Here is a 15,624-nt window from a genome sequence, read left to right as displayed (position 1 = left end):
CCTGCCCAGGCGGCGAGGTTGTATGCATCCGGAACATTTTGATTTCTCCAGCCCTGTGTTTTTGCCCATCACCCACGAGGCCTGCGCGGCTTTGCTGGAGGCTGACGGCGCAACAACGCTCGGCCCGCTGACGGATGCGGAGCTGGCGGCGGTACTGGTCATCCAGAATCTGGCGGAGGCGGCAGAAAAGGACCTGACGGCAGGTGCGGCGGAGCGGGTGCTGGCCAGGCTGATTGCGTGGGCCGTGGAGAAGCGTCAGGCCGATGGCGCAGGGCTGCTTGCGGAGGCTCGGCGGCTGTTCGATCCGCGCAAATTGTACTTCGGCCTCAATGCCATCAAGCGTCTGAACCTGCGTTGCCTGCTGGACGATGAAGTGGCGGCGCGGGACTACCTGTTGCCCGACGGGAAATGGGATGTCGAGTACAAAATCCGCCACCATGCGCGCAACAATCCGTTCCGCCAGCAGACGGTCACGCCCCGGCATCGCGAGCGCTGGTTGAGTGCCGCTCAAGACAAACTGGTCAGAACCTTCCGCGCCAATCTGGATGAAGACCTGCATGTTCAGGGCTATGCGGGGATCGGCAAAAGCCACCTGCTGGGCACCTTGATGGAGTGCCTGCGCCCCGGAGGAACCCTGGTGCTGGCGCGCACGGCTGAAAAACTGAGGGTTCTTCGCGAGCGCATGGGAAATGCCCGCGACGGAAGCACCAGCGCCACTTTCGACGCCTTTGCGCAAAAACTTCTGCTGGGGCCTCGATCCAGACCTGCCAGTGCGTCTCTCCGGGGGGCGAGCAGGCAGGCGGTTGCACAGGAACTGAACATCCACGGTTTTCAGGCCCGCAGCGGGCAAGCGACTCTGGATGTCTGTCTCAAGGTGCTTGAACGCTATTGCCGCTCAAGGGAGCACAGTCTGTCGGCCAGACACTTCCCGCATTTCAAGCAAGCGCTGTCCGAGGTGGATGCCAGGGCGCTGCTCGAGTACTCGAGCCGGCTGTGGGTCTATCTTGAGGCTAACCCTGCATGGGCCGGCCAGACCGGGTTCGGGGCGTTGCTGATGATCAAGCGTGCGAGTCTGGCGGGGTGTTCGGTGCCTGCCCGCTACACGCACATTCTGATTGATGAAAGCCAGGATATTCCCGAGTCGTTGTTGCAAATCATCGAGCGTGGGCGGCAGGTGTTGATCACGCTGGGAGACGAGTATCAGCAGCCCGGTGACGAACCGGTCAGGCGCAAGCGCGAGGTCCGGCAAAGCGATGTCTGCTATTCGGTGCGTTCGGGGCGCAATGTCGAGCGTCTGGTCAATCCGTTGATCGCCCGCCACTCGAAGAAGAGCAAGATCCCCTTTGAAGGCGCGCGCGATGCTGATGTCGGCGTCGAGCACTATCCGCAGGGTTTCGTGCCGCCCGAAGGCTGTGCGGTGCTGACCGCATCGCGCTGGGACACGGTGAAATGGGCCATCGAACTGCGCGATGCCAATTGCCCGTTCATTTTCCAGGACGCGGCGGCGCAGCGGGATCTCGAGCATTTCATGATCACGGCGATCGAGATGTTCAAGTCCGCCTATTACAGCGCCGCGAATAGCGAGAAGGGGCCGCATCCGTATTTCAGCGACATGGCGGACTGGCGACAGGTGCGAGAGGCCAGTCAGTTTGATGAGGCGTTTCTCTGGGTCGAAAACCGCCTGGAAAACGGTTTCAAGGTCGCTGATGTGACCGCTTTGAACCGGGTGATTGGCCGCTCCGATACCTGCTGCATGCTGATGCTTGCAGAGGACGCCGGGGGAATGGAGTTTGACCGGGTGTTGCTGACAACCGAGCTGCTCACCACGGTGAAATTCAAGGACGCCTACGAGTTCGATCAGCGGATCTGCGCCGTGTACATCGCGATCTCCCGAGCCAGGCGGCAGCTTTACCTGCCTTACGATGTGGTCGAGTGGGTCGATTATCACGTCGGCCACGACGATCAGAAATTCCGCGAGTTGCACGGCTATTGAGGGGTGAATCCACCTACGGGCTGCTTTCCGAACTTCCGGTATATAGCCGGATGATCTCATCGATCTCCCCCGACATTTTCATCCGCAACAGCGTCCGCAGAATCCGCTGTACCGGCACGTTCGGATCGTTCCTCACATAACAACCGACGTTCTGCTCCTGCAACACTGCCACCCGTTGCAATTGTTGTCCCGGCAGCAGGCGCTGGTTGAACCAGTCCAGGGTCCATTGATTGCTCACGGCGTAGCGGTAGCGACCGGCCAGGAGCTTTTCCAGCACCTGTTCCTGGTTGCGGGCGTCTTCGCGTTGCAGTTGATCGGCGTCGAACAGCGGTTGCAGGGTGGGGTAGGTGTAGCCCAGCACGGTGCCGATCGGCTGACGCGCAAGGCTGGCCGGGTCGAGGTCGACGGGCGGGCCGGGGCGGCTGATCAGCAGGTCGCGCTGGAACAGCACCGGGATGCTCCAGATGTAGTCGCCGGACTGGTTCGGCAGCCACGATTGCGCGGCGTAACAGCGCACGTCGACTTCGCCGTGCTCCATGGCGCTTTGCACCCGGGCGCGGGGCAGGACGTGAAATTGTGCCGGGACGCCGACCTGGGTCGCCAGGCTGAGCATCATGTCGTAGAGGATGCCCTGGGTCGGGCGCCCGCGTTCGATCTGCACCATCGGCATGGCCCAGCTGTCGGCCACGGCGAAGCGCAGCGGCGGCTCCGAGGCCGTCACGTTCAGGCTGATTCCCAGTATTGCCCCCAAGGCCCAGCGCATAAATGCTCCGCTCAATCCCCATCCCGAGTCGACAAAAGCCCTCGCTCACGCAGCTTAGCCAGAATAGAAGAGCACACCGGATGCAATTTTGCCCTTGCTCCGCTAGCATTAGCCGCTTCTGCTTCCTTTGCCGCGACGGTTTTCGATGAGTTATCAGGTTCTTGCACGTAAATGGCGTCCGCGCTCGTTCCGCGAAATGGTCGGCCAGACCCATGTGCTCAAGGCTCTGATCAATGCCTTGGACAGCCAGCGGCTGCACCATGCGTACCTGTTCACCGGTACGCGGGGGGTGGGCAAGACCACGATTGCGCGGATCATCGCCAAATGCCTGAACTGTGAGACAGGTATCACTTCCAGCCCTTGTGGCGAGTGTTCGGTCTGCCGCGAAATCGATGAAGGGCGCTTTGTCGACCTGATCGAGATCGACGCCGCGAGCCGCACCAAGGTCGAGGACACTCGCGAACTGCTCGACAACGTGCAGTACGCGCCGAGCCGGGGCCGTTTCAAGGTCTACCTGATCGACGAAGTCCACATGCTCTCCAGCCATTCCTTCAATGCGCTGTTGAAAACCCTCGAAGAGCCGCCGCCTTACGTCAAGTTCATCCTGGCGACCACCGACCCGCAGAAACTTCCTGCAACGATTCTCTCGCGCTGCCTGCAGTTCTCCCTGAAGAACATGACGCCGGAGCGGGTGGTCGAGCATCTGACCCACGTCCTCGGCGCTGAAAACGTACCCTTCGAAGACGACGCGCTGTGGTTGCTGGGCCGCGCGGCGGACGGCTCGATGCGTGATGCCATGAGCCTGACCGACCAGGCCATCGCCTTTGGCGAAGGCAAGGTGTTGGCCGCCGATGTGCGGGCGATGCTCGGCACGCTGGATCACGGCCAGGTTTACGACGTACTGCATGCGCTGATCGAAGGCGATGCCAAGGCGCTGCTCGAAGCCGTGCGCCACTTGGCCGAACAGGGGCCGGACTGGAACGGCGTACTCTCGGAAATTCTCAACGTGCTGCACCGCGTTGCTATCGCCCAGGCGCTGCCGGACGGTGTCGACAATGGCCACGGCGACCGTGACCGGGTGTTGGCGCTGGCTCAGGCACTGCCGGCCGAAGACGTGCAGTTCTATTACCAGATGGGCCTGATCGGGCGCCGCGATTTGCCGCTGGCGCCGGATCCTCGCGGCGGTTTCGAAATGGTCTTGCTGCGGATGCTGGCCTTCCGGCCCGCCGACAGCGCGGACGCCCCAAGGCAACCGCTAAAGCCAGTGGGGATCAGCCAGGCCACAGTTGATTCCGCAAACTCAGTGGCTGCCGCGCCGAAGGCTGCGCCGGTGATCGCTGCAGTGACTGCGCCGGCCCCGCCGCCCGTGGTGGCGCCTGAGCCAGCACCCGCGCCGGTTGCGCCTGCCGCGGTGGCTGAGCCTGAGCCGGAACCCGTGCCCGAGCCCGAGCCCGCCGCTGTGGAAGACGTCGTCGACCTGCCGTGGAACGATCCGGTAGAACCGGCGCCCGTGCAGCAGCCGGCCGTCGAACCCGTGCTGGAAATCGCCGCCGAGCAACCCGAGCTGCCGCCGATGCCGCTGCCGACCCCGGACAGCGTCGTTCCGCAAGCCCCGGAGTGGGCCGCCGCGCCGATTCCCGAGCCATCGGTCGCCGACGTCGATGCCGCGACGCCGGGCATGGACATGGACGACGAACCGCCGCTCGACGAGGATTACATCGAGCCGGACATGGATTCGGCCTACAGTTACCTCGACGATCTGGCCAGCGAGCACGCCGTCGATCCTGCTCCGGAGCCCGAGCCGGAACCTGCGGCGGCGCCGGCTACCGGCCTGGCCCTGCAATGGCTGGAGCTGTTCCCGAAACTGCCGATTTCCGGCATGACCGGCAGCATCGCCGCCAACTGCACGCTGATCGCGGTCGACGGCGACGATTGGCTGATGCACCTGGACCCGGCCCACAGCGCCTTGTTCAACGCGACCCAGCAGCGTCGTCTCAACGATGCATTGAACCAATATCACGGGCGTACGTTGAACCTGCGCATGGAGCTGATCAAGCCCGAGCAGGAAACCCCGGCCCAGGCGGCGTCCCGGCGCCGTGCCAACCGTCAGCGCGAGGCGGAGGAGTCGATCCATGGCGATCCGTTCATCCAGCAGATGGTGCAGCAGTTCGGCGCGGTCGTGCGACACGATACTATTGAACCTGTCGACGCCCTGGTCACTCAGGGCTAATAACTGAAGGCGCTCGGCTACACTCGGCCGGGCGCTGTTTTGATCCCAGTACTTTTGAGGTGATTCCCATGATGAAAGGTGGCATGGCCGGCCTGATGAAGCAGGCACAGCTGATGCAGGAAAAAATGGCCAAGGCGCAGGAAGAACTGGCCAACGCCGAAGTCACCGGCAAGGCCGGCGGCGATATGGTCACCGTGGTGATGACCGGTCGTCACGACCTCAAGCGCGTGAGCATCGACCCGACGCTGCTGCCGGGCCTGGACGAAGACGATCGTGAAGTGATCGAAGATCTGGTCGCCGCCGCCGTCAATGACGCCGTGCGCAAGATCGAAGCCAACAGTCAGGAAAAAATGGGCAGCATGACCGCTGGCATGAACCTGCCTGCCGGTATGAAACTGCCATTCTGATTCGCCTTTGGGCAGCAGATGAGCTACACAAAATGCCAGGCATTGCGCTTGGCATTTTTGTTTCCGCTGTTTGTGCTGGTGGTGCGGTCAGGGTCGCTTGCGCGAGCAAGCCCGCTCCCACAGGAGCTGAGCCCTGCGCAGCCCGACCCAACTGACAAAACATCGAACGCAAAACGCCTACCAGGGTCTGCTCCCTATACCGCTGAATTCATCATTCACAGGAGACGCTGACATGTCCGACCCTCTGACGCTCAATCAACGTATCGTTCTGGCCTCGCGTCCGACAGGCGCGCCGACCCCTGAGAATTTCCGCCTGGAGCGCGAAGCGCTGGCGGATCTGGAAGACGGCCAGTTGCTGCTCAAGACCCTTTACCTGTCACTCGATCCCTACATGCGTGGGCGCATGAGCGACGCGCGGTCCTACGCGGCGCCGGTACAAATCGGCGAGGTGATGACCGGCGGTGCTGTCAGCCGGGTCGAGCAATCCCGTCATCCAAAGTTCCACGTCGGCGATCTGGTGGTCGGTGCCACCGGTTGGCAAAGCCACAGCATCAGCGACGGGCGCAACATCATCCCGATCCCGTCCGGGCTGCCGAAACCGTCGATGGCCCTGGGTGTGCTGGGCATGCCGGGGATGACCGCCTACATGGGCCTGATGGACATCGGCCAGCCGAAGGAGGGCGAAACCCTGGTGGTGGCCGCCGCTTCCGGTGCGGTCGGTTCGGTGGTCGGGCAAGTGGCGAAAATCAAGGGGCTGCGGGCCGTTGGCGTTGCCGGCGGGGCGGAGAAGTGCAAGTACGTGGTCGAGGAGCTGGGCTTCGATGCCTGTATCGATCACAAGTCTGCCGACTTCGCCGAGCAACTGGCCAAGGCCTGCCCCAACGGTATCGACATCTATTACGAGAACGTCGGTGGCCAGGTGTTCGACGCGGTGGTGCCGTTGCTTAACCCCAAGGCGCGGATCCCGTTGTGCGGCCTGATTTCCGGCTACAACGCTTCGGAGGCACCAAAAGGCCCGGATCGGCTGCCGCTGTTGCAACGGGCGTTGCTGACCAAGCGGGTGCGCATCCAGGGTTTCATCGTGTTCGATGACTATGGTGACCGTCAGCCGGAATTCATCAGCGCCATGGTGCCGTGGGTGCGCGATGGCAAGGTGAAATTTCGCGAAGATGTGGTCGAGGGCCTGGAGCAGGCACCGCAGGCCTTTATCGGTCTGCTGGAGGGGCGCAACTTCGGCAAACTGGTGGTGCGGGTCGCCCGGGACTGAGGATTTGACGCTGGCCGGAGGCGCGGGTATAAACCGCGTCTCGTTGTTTTGTCGGACTTTTTACCCATGAGCTTCAGCCCTTTGATTCGCCAACTGATCGACGCCCTGCGAACTTTGCCGGGCGTGGGTCAGAAAACTGCCCAGCGCATGGCGTTGCAGTTGCTCGAACGTGATCGCAGCGGCGGTACACGCCTGGCTCAGGCCTTGAGCCAGGCCATGGAAGGGGTCGGTCATTGCCGTCAGTGCCGGACGCTGACCGAAGACGATTTGTGCCCGCAATGCGCCGATCCGCGCCGCGACGACACGTTGCTGTGCGTGGTGGAAGGGCCGATGGACGTCTATGCGGTCGAGCAGACCGGCTTCCGGGGCCGTTACTTCGTGCTCAAGGGGCACCTGTCGCCGCTGGACGGGCTCGGCCCGGAGGCGATCGGCATTCCGCAGTTGATCGCGCGGATCGAAGAGGCGGGGACCTTCACTGAAGTGATCCTCGCGACCAACCCGACCGTCGAGGGTGAAGCCACCGCGCACTACATCGCCCAGTTGCTGCACAACAAAGGCCTGATCGTTTCGCGGATCGCCCATGGCGTGCCGTTGGGCGGCGAGCTGGAGCTGGTGGATGGCGGCACGCTGGCGCATTCGTTTGCCGGGCGCAAACCGATTTCGCTCTGATCAACAATAAAGGATCGCAATCTTGCTGCGTTCCTTTGATCTTGAAACCAAGCAAGCGCTCGGTTAAGTTCGGCGAACCCTTCAGTGGAGTTCGCCGATGCCTGCCTTTCAGGAATACTTCGACCCCAGCCACCAAATGGTCCGCGACAGCGTCAGGCGTTTCGTCGAGCGCGAGATCCTGCCGGACATCGATCAGTGGGAGGAGGCCGAACGTTTCCCCCGCGAGCTGTACCTGAAGGCCGGTGCCGCGGGCATTCTCGGCATCGGTTATCCCGAGGCGCTGGGCGGCAGCCACGAAGGTGATCTGTTCGCCAAGATTGCCGCCAGTGAAGAACTGATGCGTTGCGGCTCGGGCGGTCTGGTGGCCGGGCTCGGTTCGCTCGACATCGGTCTACCTCCAATTCTCAAATGGGCACGCCCCGACGTGCGCGACCGCGTGGTGCCGTCCGTACTCAGTGGCGAAAAGATCAGTGCCCTGGCGGTCACCGAGCCTGGCGGCGGTTCTGACGTTGCCAATCTGCAGACCCGCGCCGTGCGTGACGGCGATCACTACCGGGTCAGCGGCAGCAAAACCTTCATCACCAGCGGCGTGCGCGCGGACTTCTACACCGTCGCGGTGCGCACCGGTGCGCCGGGTTTCGGCGGCATCAGTCTGTTGCTGATCGAGAAGGGCACGCCGGGGTTCACCGTCGGGCGGCAACTGAAGAAAATGGGCTGGTGGGCGTCGGATACCGCTGAATTGTTCTTCGATGACTGCCGGGTGCCCGTAGGAAATCTGATCGGTGCGGAAAACATGGGCTTCGCCTGCATCATGGGCAACTTCCAGAGCGAACGCCTGGCCCTGGCGCTGATGGCCAACATGACCGCGCAACTGGCGCTGGAAGAGAGCCTGAAGTGGGCGCGGGAGCGTGAAGCGTTCGGCAAACCCATCGGCAAGTTTCAGGTGATCAAGCATCGCCTGGCGGAAATGGCCACGGCGCTGGAAGTCTCGCGGGAGTTCACCTATCGCCAGGCGGCGAAAATGGCGGCGGGGCAGAGTGTGATCAAGGAGATTTCCATGGCGAAGAATTTCGCCACCGACACCTCGGACCGGATTACCACCGAGGCGGTGCAGATTCTGGGCGGGTTGGGTTACATGCGTGAGAGTCGGGTGGAGCGGCTGTATCGGGATAACCGCATTCTGTCGATTGGCGGCGGGACGCGGGAGGTGATGAACGAGATCATCAGCAAGCAGATGGGGCTTTGACTGATGCGGTGAAGCGGCTGGTCCTTCGCGAGCAAGCCCGCTCCCACAAAAGCAGGGGGAGCGGGCTTGCTTGCGAAGGCGTCGTTTCAGGTGCCGCTTACTTGTCGGTCAGGGCAAACTGGGTCAGGCAGAAGGTCGGGATTCCCATGTCCTGCAAACGCTGCGAACCACCCAGCTCCGGCAGGTCGATGATCGCCGCCGCTTCATGCACCCGCGCGCCCATGCGGCGGATCAGGTTGGCCGCCGCGATCAGCGTGCCGCCGGTGGCGATCAGGTCATCGAACATCACCACCGAATCGCCTTCGCAGAGGCTGTCGGCGTGCACTTCGAGAAACGCTTCGCCGTACTCGGTCGCGTAACCCTCGGCCAGCACGTCGGCCGGCAGTTTGCCTTGCTTGCGGAACAGCACCAGCGGCTTGTTCAACTGGTAGGACAGCACCGAACCGATCAGGAAACCGCGCGCATCCATGGCACCGATGTGGGTGAAGTCGGCTTCCACGTAGCGGTGGGCGAAGCTGTCCATCACCAGGCGCATGGCCTTGGGCGATTGAAACAGCGGGGTGATGTCGCGAAAGATCACGCCCGGTTTCGGGAAGTCGATCACGGGGCGGATCAGGGATTTGATGTCGAAGGAGTCGAAGACCATCGTCGAGGTGTCCTGGCAGGGCTGCAAACGGCGCAGTATACCCGCGGCTGAAACGGTTCGCTCGGCCGCGGGTCGAGATCAGCCGTCGAGCGAGCCGCCGGCCAGGGCGCAGAGCTGGATCGGGTCGAGGATATGGATTTCCTTGCCCTCGGCGGCAATCAGTTCGTTCTGCTGGAAGCGGGTGAACACCCGGGACACGGTTTCCACCGCCAGCCCCAGATAGTTGCCGATTTCGTTGCGCGACATGCTCAGGCGGAACTGATTGGCCGAGAACCCACGGGCGCGGAAGCGCGCGGAGAGGTTGACCAGGAACGTCGCGATCCGTTCATCGGCGGTCTTCTTCGACAACAGCAGCATCATTTGCTGGTCATCGCGGATTTCGCGGCTCATCACGCGCATCAACTGACGGCGCAACTGCGGCAATTGCAGGGCCAGTTCATCGAGGCGCTCGAAGGGGATTTCACACACCGAGGTGGTTTCCAGGGCCTGGGCGGAGACTGGGTGTTTTTCGGTGTCCATGCCGGACAGGCCGACCAGTTCGCTCGGCAGGTGGAAGCCGGTGAGTTGTTCTTCGCCGGTATCGCTCAGGCTGAAGGTCTTCAGCGCGCCGGAGCGTACTGCATAAACGGAATCGAAAGTGTCGCCCTGGCGGAACAGGAACTCACCCTTCTTCAACGGGCGGCCACGTTTGACGATTTCGTCCAGCGCATCCATGTCTTCCAGATTCAGCGAAAGTGGCAGGCAGAGAGGGGCCAGGCTGCAATCCTTGCAATTAGCCTGGTTATGAGCGCGCAGTTTAACTGGCTCGGACATTTCTTAAATCCTTGTGGGAAAACACACATAAGGCGTAAGGGTAACCCACGGGAGGACATTCAGGCCAGCCTGTGGCGAGATTGCCATTCGGGGATAAAGCCACGGTCGATAAGGCCGATACAGCGGTATCAGAATGCATACAAGGAACCGTTTCGATGACCATTATCGGTACGCCGGGCCCCGGTAACAGCGGTATTGCCTCGTTGGTTGAGGTGACTGACACCTCCGCGGCAGTTGAGCCCGTCACCGATGCGTCGGCGATGGCAAGCCCGACCTTGGTCGATAGCGTCAAAGTGTCGCTGTCCGGTGCTGCCATCGCCAGGTCCGCCGGGGCGGGTGGCAACAACCGGGACATCGAAGCCAGCGACTTGCCAGAGAACGTCCAGCAGTTGCTGAAGATGATCCGCAAATTGCAGCAACAGATTGCCGAGAAAAATGCGCTGATCAACCAAGTGATGCTCGACAGCAAACTCTCCAATGAAGAGCGACTCGCCAAGGTGGCAGCCTTCAGGAGCGCGATTGCCGCGCTCAACACCGGACTGATCACTGCCAACCTGTCGCTGGCCAAAGTCGTCACGCAATCGAACATGACCCCCGATCAAAATATGAAAACCGGCGAACTGCTGACAAAAATCTAGATCACCCGGGAAAAGCGCTGGCGATTCTGCTGTTCCAGATAGGCATCGAACACCATGCACACCGAGCGTACCAACAGGCGTCCGGCGGGCAGCACATTGATCCGCTCGCGATCCAGTTCGATCAGGCCATCCTTGGCCATGCCATTCAATTGCGGCCACAGACCGCCGAAATAGCCCTGGAAGTCGATGTTGAACGCACGTTCGATGGCGGCGAATTCCAGGCTGAAATTGCAGATCAGTTGCTGAATCACCGCGCGGCGCAGGCGATCGTCGGCGTTGCACAGCAAGCCGCGACTGGTCGCCAGTTGCGCGGCGGCCAGGGTGTTCTGGTATTGATTGAGGTCGCTGCTGTTCTGGCAGTACAAATCGCCGATCTGACTGATCGCCGACACGCCCAGGCCAATCAGATCGCAATGCCCATGGGTGGTGTAGCCCTGGAAGTTGCGTTGCAGCGTCGACTCTTCCTGGGCGATCGCCAGTTCATCGTCGGGCAGGGCGAAATGATCCATGCCGATGTAGCGATAGCCGGCGGCGGTCAGTTGCTCGATGGTGCGTTGCAGCATTTCCAGTTTCTGCGTCGGACTCGGCAGTTCATTGCCGTTGATTCGCCGCTGCGGCATGAAGCGTTCCGGCAGGTGCGCGTAGTTGAACACCGAGAGCCGGTCCGGTTGCAGGCTGATGACTTCCTCGACGGTGCGGGCGAAGTTGTCCGGGGTCTGTTTGGGCAAACCGTAGATCAGGTCGATGTTGATCGAGCGAAATTGCAGCGTGCGCGCCGCATCGATCACTGCGCGGGTTTCTTCCAGGCTTTGCAGGCGATTGACCGCCCGTTGCACCGCCGGATCAAGGTCTTGCAGGCCGATGCTGACCCGGTTGAAGCCCAGTTCGCGCAGCAGGCCCATGGTCGACCAGTCGGCTTCCCGGGGATCGATTTCGATGCCGTAGTCGCCGGAGTCATCGTCCAGCAGATTGAAATGCTTGCGCAGGTGCGCCATCAGTTGCCGCAATTCGTCGTGGCTGAGGAATGTCGGGGTGCCGCCGCCGAAGTGCAGTTGCTCGACTTTTTGCGCCGGGTCGAGGTGGCAGGCGATCAACTGGATTTCCTGCTCGAGCCGTTGCAGGTACGGCAGCGCGCGGCCGCGATCCTTGGTGATGACCTTGTTGCAGGCGCAGTAGTAGCAAATGTTTGCGCAGAACGGCACATGCACGTACAGCGACAGCGGTCGCAGGGCCTTGCGGCTGTCGCGCAGGGCGTGGAACAGGTCGAAGGTGCCGACCTGACTGTTGAATTGCACGGCCGTCGGGTACGAGGTATAGCGCGGCCCCGCCAGGTCGTAGCGGCGGATCAAATCGGTGTCCCAACGAATGGCGTCGAGCATGCGGGCATTCCCCCGGATAGGCTGGCAGTGTGCCGAGTCTAGGGGTGGGGGTTGCGGGGCATCTTGATTTGCATCAACGGGGAGGATTGGCGCAGGCGGGGCGGGCCTCTCCGCAGGCTAATGGCCCATGAGCCAATGCTGATGTGGCCCTGGCAGGGTCCAGATGCCGAACAGGATCACCAGCAATCCACCGGCCATGCGCACGCTGCGTTTGCGCAGCAGTGCCGTGACCCGCTCGGCGGCGAGCCCCGTGGCGAGCAGCACTGGCCAGGTGCCAAGCCCGAAGGCGAGCATCAGCAAGGCACTGTCCAGCGCATTGCCCTGGCTCGCCGACCACAGCAGCGTGCTGTAAACCAGCCCGCACGGCAGCCAGCCCCACAGCGCGCCGAGCAGCAGCGCACGGGGCAGGCTCGACACCGGCAGCAAGCGATTGGCGACCGGCTGAATGTAACGCCACAAACCACGACCGAGGCTTTCGATGCGGGTCAGGCCGCTCCACCAGCCGGCCAGGTACAGGCCCATGGCAATCAGCAGCAAACCGGCGAGCACGCGCATGAACAACGCCCCCGGGCTATTGGCGACGGCCCATCCGGCCAGTCCGATCAACAGGCCGGCAGCGGCATAGCTCAGGATGCGTCCGAGGTTGTAGGCCAGCAGCAGGCGAAAGCGTCGGCTGCGTTGCTCCTTGGGAATCGCCAGAGTCAGCGCGCCCATCAGGCCGCCGCACATCCCCAGGCAATGACCGCCGCCGAGCAGGCCGAGAATCAGTGCCGACACCAGCAAGGGCGCCAACTCAAGCATGGGGCGGCGCCTTGTCGTCCGGCTTGCCGGGCTTGGCTTCGTCCACGGCGGCGGTGTGGTTCGGGTCCTGATCGTCGAACAGGATGCTGTGGGCCGGGCCGTCGAGGTCGTCGTACTGACCGCTGTCCACCGCCCAGAAGAAAATGTACACGGCGATGGCCACGATCAGCAGGGCGGCCGGGATCATCACGTAGAGAGCTGGCATCTGTACTCCAGGCCCGCGCGGCTCAGGCCGGCAGCGGGCGGGTTTCTGACGAGGCACTGGCGACCGGCGCACCCGGCAGGCGGGTCAGGCGCAGGGCGTTGAGCACCACGGTCAACGAACTGATCGACATGCCGACCGCCGCCCACACCGGAGTGATCCAGCCGAGGGCGGCGAACGGCAACATGAGGCCATTGTACAGCGCGGCCCACAGCAGGTTCTCGATGATGACCCGGCGCGTGCGCCGTGCCAGTGTGAAGGCCTGCACCAAGGCGTCGAGGCGGTTGGACAGCAGCACCGCGTCGGCACTGGTTTTCGCCAGATCGGTGGCCGATCCCATCGCCACACTGATGTCGGCGGCGGCGAGTACCGGCACGTCGTTGACCCCGTCACCGAGCATCAGCACCTTGCGCCCATCCTTATGCAATTGTTGCAGCACTTGCAGCTTGTCGTCGGGGCGCAAGCCGCCACGGGCCTCGTCGATGCCCAGTTCGGCGGCGACACTGGCGACCATCGGCGAGCTGTCACCCGACAGCAGCAGCGTGCGCCAGCCACGGGCCTGGCACGCGGCGAGCAGGGCCGGGGCGTCGTCACGCAGACGGTCATCGAGCACGAACCACGCCAGCGGCCCTTGAGCGTCACCGAGCAGCAGCCATTGGCCGGGCTCATCCGGCATCGACGGCGCGACGGTGTCGCTGAGGGCGCAGACAAATTCAGCCTGGCCGATGCGCAAACGCTGCTCGCCGACCAGGCCTTCGAGGCCCAGGCCCGGGCTGCTGTGGACTTCTTCAGCGGCCAGTGGCGCACGGCCGAAGGCGCGGGCGATCGGGTGTTCCGAACGGTTTTCCAGAGCGGCGGCCAGGCTCAGGCACTGATCGCTGCCCAAGGTGCCGAGCGGGCGAATCGAGCGCAGTACCAACCGGCCTTCGGTGAGGGTGCCGGTCTTGTCGAAAATCACCGTGTCGATCTGGTTCAGGCCTTCGAGTACATGGCCGCGAGTCAGCAACAGGCCGAGCTTGTGCAAAGTGCCGGTGGCGGCGGTGAGCGCGGTCGGCGTCGCCAGGGACAGCGCGCAAGGGCAGGTCGCCACCAGCATCGCTAGGACGATCCAGAACGCCCGCGACGAATCCAGCTCCCACCACAACAGGCCGATGGCCGCTGCGGCGATCAGCGACAGCAGCAGGAACCATTGCGCCGCGCGGTCGGCGATTTCCGCCAGTCGCGGTTTTTCCGCCTGGGCACGGTCGAGCAGGCGGACGATGGCTGACAGCCGCGTGTCCTGGCCCAGCGCCTGCACCTCGACGGTCAACGCGCCCTCGACATTCAGGGTGCCGGCGGTCACGGCATCGCCCAGAGTGCGCGGTTGTGGCAGGTATTCGCCGGTGAGCAGCGATTCATCGATGCTCGACTGGCCGTCGATGATCTTGCCGTCCGCCGGCAGCACCGAACCGGGCTGCACCAGCACATGGTCGCCGAGGCGCAGCTCGCTGAGCAGGATGCGTTCACTCTGGCCGGCGCTGTCGAGGCGCAGGCACGAGGCGGGCAACAGATTCACCAGCTGGGCGGTGGCGGCGGCGGTGCGTTCCCGGGCGCGGCGTTCCAGATAGCGCCCGGCGAGCAGGAACAAGGCGAACATGCCCACCGCATCGAAATACAGCTCGCCGACGCCAGTGATCGAAGTCCAGATCCCGGCGACGTAGGCGCTGCCGATCGCCAGCGAAACCGACACGTCCATGGTCAGGTGGCGGGTGCGCAGGTCGCGCATCGCACCCTTGAAGAACGGCGCGCAGCTGTAGAACACGATCGGGGTGGTCAGGAACAGCGCGACCCAGCGCAGGATCGTGTGCAGCTCAGGGCTGAGGTCAATGTTGAATTCCGGCCAGGTGGCCATGGTCGCCATCATCGCCTGGAACCACAGCAACCCGGCGACCCCGAGCTGACGCAGGGCACGGCGATTTTCACTGGCCAGTTGCTCGCTGGCGCGGTCAGCTTGATAGGGGTGTGCGGCGTAGCCGATCTGCCGTAGTTCGCCGAGAATCTGGCTCAGCGGCAATTGCGCGTCGGCCCAGCGTACATGCAGGCGATGATTGGACAGGTTCAGCCGCGCTTCGGCCACGGCTGGCAGGGTGCGCAGGTGCTTTTCGATCAGCCAGCCACAGGCCGCGCAACTGATGCCTTCCATCAGCAGGGTGGTTTCGGCCAGTTCACCTTCGTGGCGCACAAAGGGTTGCTGGACATCGGCGCGGTCATACAGCGCCAGTTCGTCCACCAGTTGCACCGGCAGCGCTTCGGGGTTGGCCGAGGCTTCACTGCGGTGTTGGTAATAGCTTTCCAGCCCGCCGGCGACAATGGCTTCGGCCACCGCCTGGCAGCCGGGGCAGCAGAACTCGCGGGACGCCCCGAGCACGACGGCGGTGAAGCGACTGCCGGGCGGGACGGGCAGGGCGCAGTGGTAGCAGGGGAGTGGGGTGGTCATGGCATTGTCGAGGGGATAAACCCTTGGAATCGAGTGGTCCGCTTGCCCTCACCCCAGCCCTCTCCCGGTGGGAGAGGGAGCCGATTGATGTGAG

Annotated in this window: 14 protein-coding genes; 7 read left to right on the top strand and 7 right to left on the bottom strand. The window is 63.2% G+C overall.

Annotated elements, in window-relative coordinates; all coding sequences use genetic code 11:
* Positions 1–22: 22 nt before the first annotated feature.
* Positions 23–1,993, top strand: a complete 1,971-nt coding sequence (locus tag N8H74_RS24545) for a hypothetical protein (protein WP_262150983.1) — start codon at positions 23–25, stop codon at positions 1,991–1,993.
* Positions 1,994–2,006: 13 nt separating this feature from the next.
* Here the strand turns inward: N8H74_RS24545 and N8H74_RS24540 are convergent, their stop codons facing one another.
* Positions 2,007–2,756: a transporter substrate-binding domain-containing protein gene (locus tag N8H74_RS24540; protein ID WP_217834031.1), complete on the bottom strand. Its 750-nt coding sequence runs from the start codon at positions 2,754–2,756 to the stop codon at positions 2,007–2,009.
* Positions 2,757–2,901: 145 nt separating this feature from the next.
* Between N8H74_RS24540 and dnaX the strand changes: the two genes are divergently transcribed.
* The 5 genes from dnaX to N8H74_RS24515 all read left to right on the top strand — a co-directional run bounded on the left by dnaX (position 2,902) and on the right by N8H74_RS24515 (position 8,575).
* The gene (gene dnaX / locus N8H74_RS24535; RefSeq protein ID WP_262150981.1) at positions 2,902–4,986 is read left to right on the top strand and encodes a DNA polymerase III subunit gamma/tau; all 2,085 of its coding nucleotides are present in this window, start codon (positions 2,902–2,904) and stop codon (positions 4,984–4,986) included.
* 68 nt (positions 4,987–5,054) lie between these two features.
* A complete protein-coding gene (locus tag N8H74_RS24530) occupies positions 5,055–5,393 on the top strand; it encodes a YbaB/EbfC family nucleoid-associated protein (protein WP_217834033.1) in 339 nt (112 codons plus the stop codon).
* A 232-nt stretch (positions 5,394–5,625) separates the two neighbouring features.
* Positions 5,626–6,660 (top strand): NADP-dependent oxidoreductase, encoded by a 1,035-nt coding sequence (locus N8H74_RS24525; RefSeq protein ID WP_262150979.1) that lies wholly within the window; start codon positions 5,626–5,628, stop codon positions 6,658–6,660.
* Between the two features lie 66 nt (positions 6,661–6,726).
* Positions 6,727–7,329: a recombination mediator RecR gene (gene recR / locus N8H74_RS24520; RefSeq protein ID WP_262150977.1), complete on the top strand. Its 603-nt coding sequence runs from the start codon at positions 6,727–6,729 to the stop codon at positions 7,327–7,329.
* A 97-nt stretch (positions 7,330–7,426) separates the two neighbouring features.
* Positions 7,427–8,575 carry an acyl-CoA dehydrogenase family protein gene (locus tag N8H74_RS24515; RefSeq protein WP_262150976.1) on the top strand — a complete coding sequence of 383 codons (1,149 nt, stop codon included), beginning with the start codon at positions 7,427–7,429 and terminating at the stop codon, positions 8,573–8,575.
* Positions 8,576–8,672: 97 nt separating this feature from the next.
* Here the strand turns inward: N8H74_RS24515 and N8H74_RS24510 are convergent, their stop codons facing one another.
* Both N8H74_RS24510 and fnr read right to left on the bottom strand, forming a co-directional pair.
* Positions 8,673–9,221: an adenine phosphoribosyltransferase gene (locus N8H74_RS24510; RefSeq protein ID WP_217834037.1), complete on the bottom strand. Its 549-nt coding sequence runs from the start codon at positions 9,219–9,221 to the stop codon at positions 8,673–8,675.
* 78 nt (positions 9,222–9,299) lie between these two features.
* Entirely contained in the window at positions 9,300–10,034 is a 735-nt protein-coding gene (fnr, locus tag N8H74_RS24505) for a fumarate/nitrate reduction transcriptional regulator Fnr (protein ID WP_217834038.1), read from the bottom strand.
* 155 nt (positions 10,035–10,189) lie between these two features.
* On the opposite strand from fnr, the gene N8H74_RS24500 reads away from it, so the two are divergent.
* The gene (locus tag N8H74_RS24500) at positions 10,190–10,672 is read left to right on the top strand and encodes a hypothetical protein (protein WP_217834044.1); all 483 of its coding nucleotides are present in this window, start codon (positions 10,190–10,192) and stop codon (positions 10,670–10,672) included.
* Here the strand turns inward: N8H74_RS24500 and hemN are convergent.
* The 4 genes from hemN to N8H74_RS24480 form a co-directional block, all read right to left on the bottom strand.
* The gene (gene hemN, locus N8H74_RS24495; protein WP_262150975.1) at positions 10,669–12,051 is read right to left on the bottom strand and encodes an oxygen-independent coproporphyrinogen III oxidase; all 1,383 of its coding nucleotides are present in this window, start codon (positions 12,049–12,051) and stop codon (positions 10,669–10,671) included. The genes N8H74_RS24500 and hemN overlap by 4 nt on opposite strands.
* A gap of 117 nt (positions 12,052–12,168) precedes the next feature.
* On the bottom strand, positions 12,169–12,852 hold the full coding sequence (locus tag N8H74_RS24490; RefSeq protein WP_262150974.1) for a sulfite exporter TauE/SafE family protein: 684 nt from the start codon (positions 12,850–12,852) through the stop codon (positions 12,169–12,171).
* Positions 12,845–13,057 carry a cbb3-type cytochrome oxidase assembly protein CcoS gene (ccoS, locus tag N8H74_RS24485; RefSeq protein WP_217834041.1) on the bottom strand — a complete coding sequence of 71 codons (213 nt, stop codon included), beginning with the start codon at positions 13,055–13,057 and terminating at the stop codon, positions 12,845–12,847. The genes N8H74_RS24490 and ccoS overlap by 8 nt, the downstream gene beginning before the upstream one ends.
* 22 nt (positions 13,058–13,079) lie before the next feature.
* Positions 13,080–15,530, bottom strand: a complete 2,451-nt coding sequence (locus tag N8H74_RS24480; RefSeq protein ID WP_262150973.1) for a heavy metal translocating P-type ATPase — start codon at positions 15,528–15,530, stop codon at positions 13,080–13,082.
* Positions 15,531–15,624: the final 94 nt, after the last annotated feature.

Origin of the sequence: Pseudomonas sp. B2M1-30, assembly GCF_025447575.1 — a bacterium.
In the GTDB taxonomy this organism is placed as follows: Bacteria; Pseudomonadota; Gammaproteobacteria; order Pseudomonadales; family Pseudomonadaceae; genus Aquipseudomonas; species Aquipseudomonas botevensis.
This window is presented reverse-complemented; position numbering and strand designations above follow the sequence as displayed.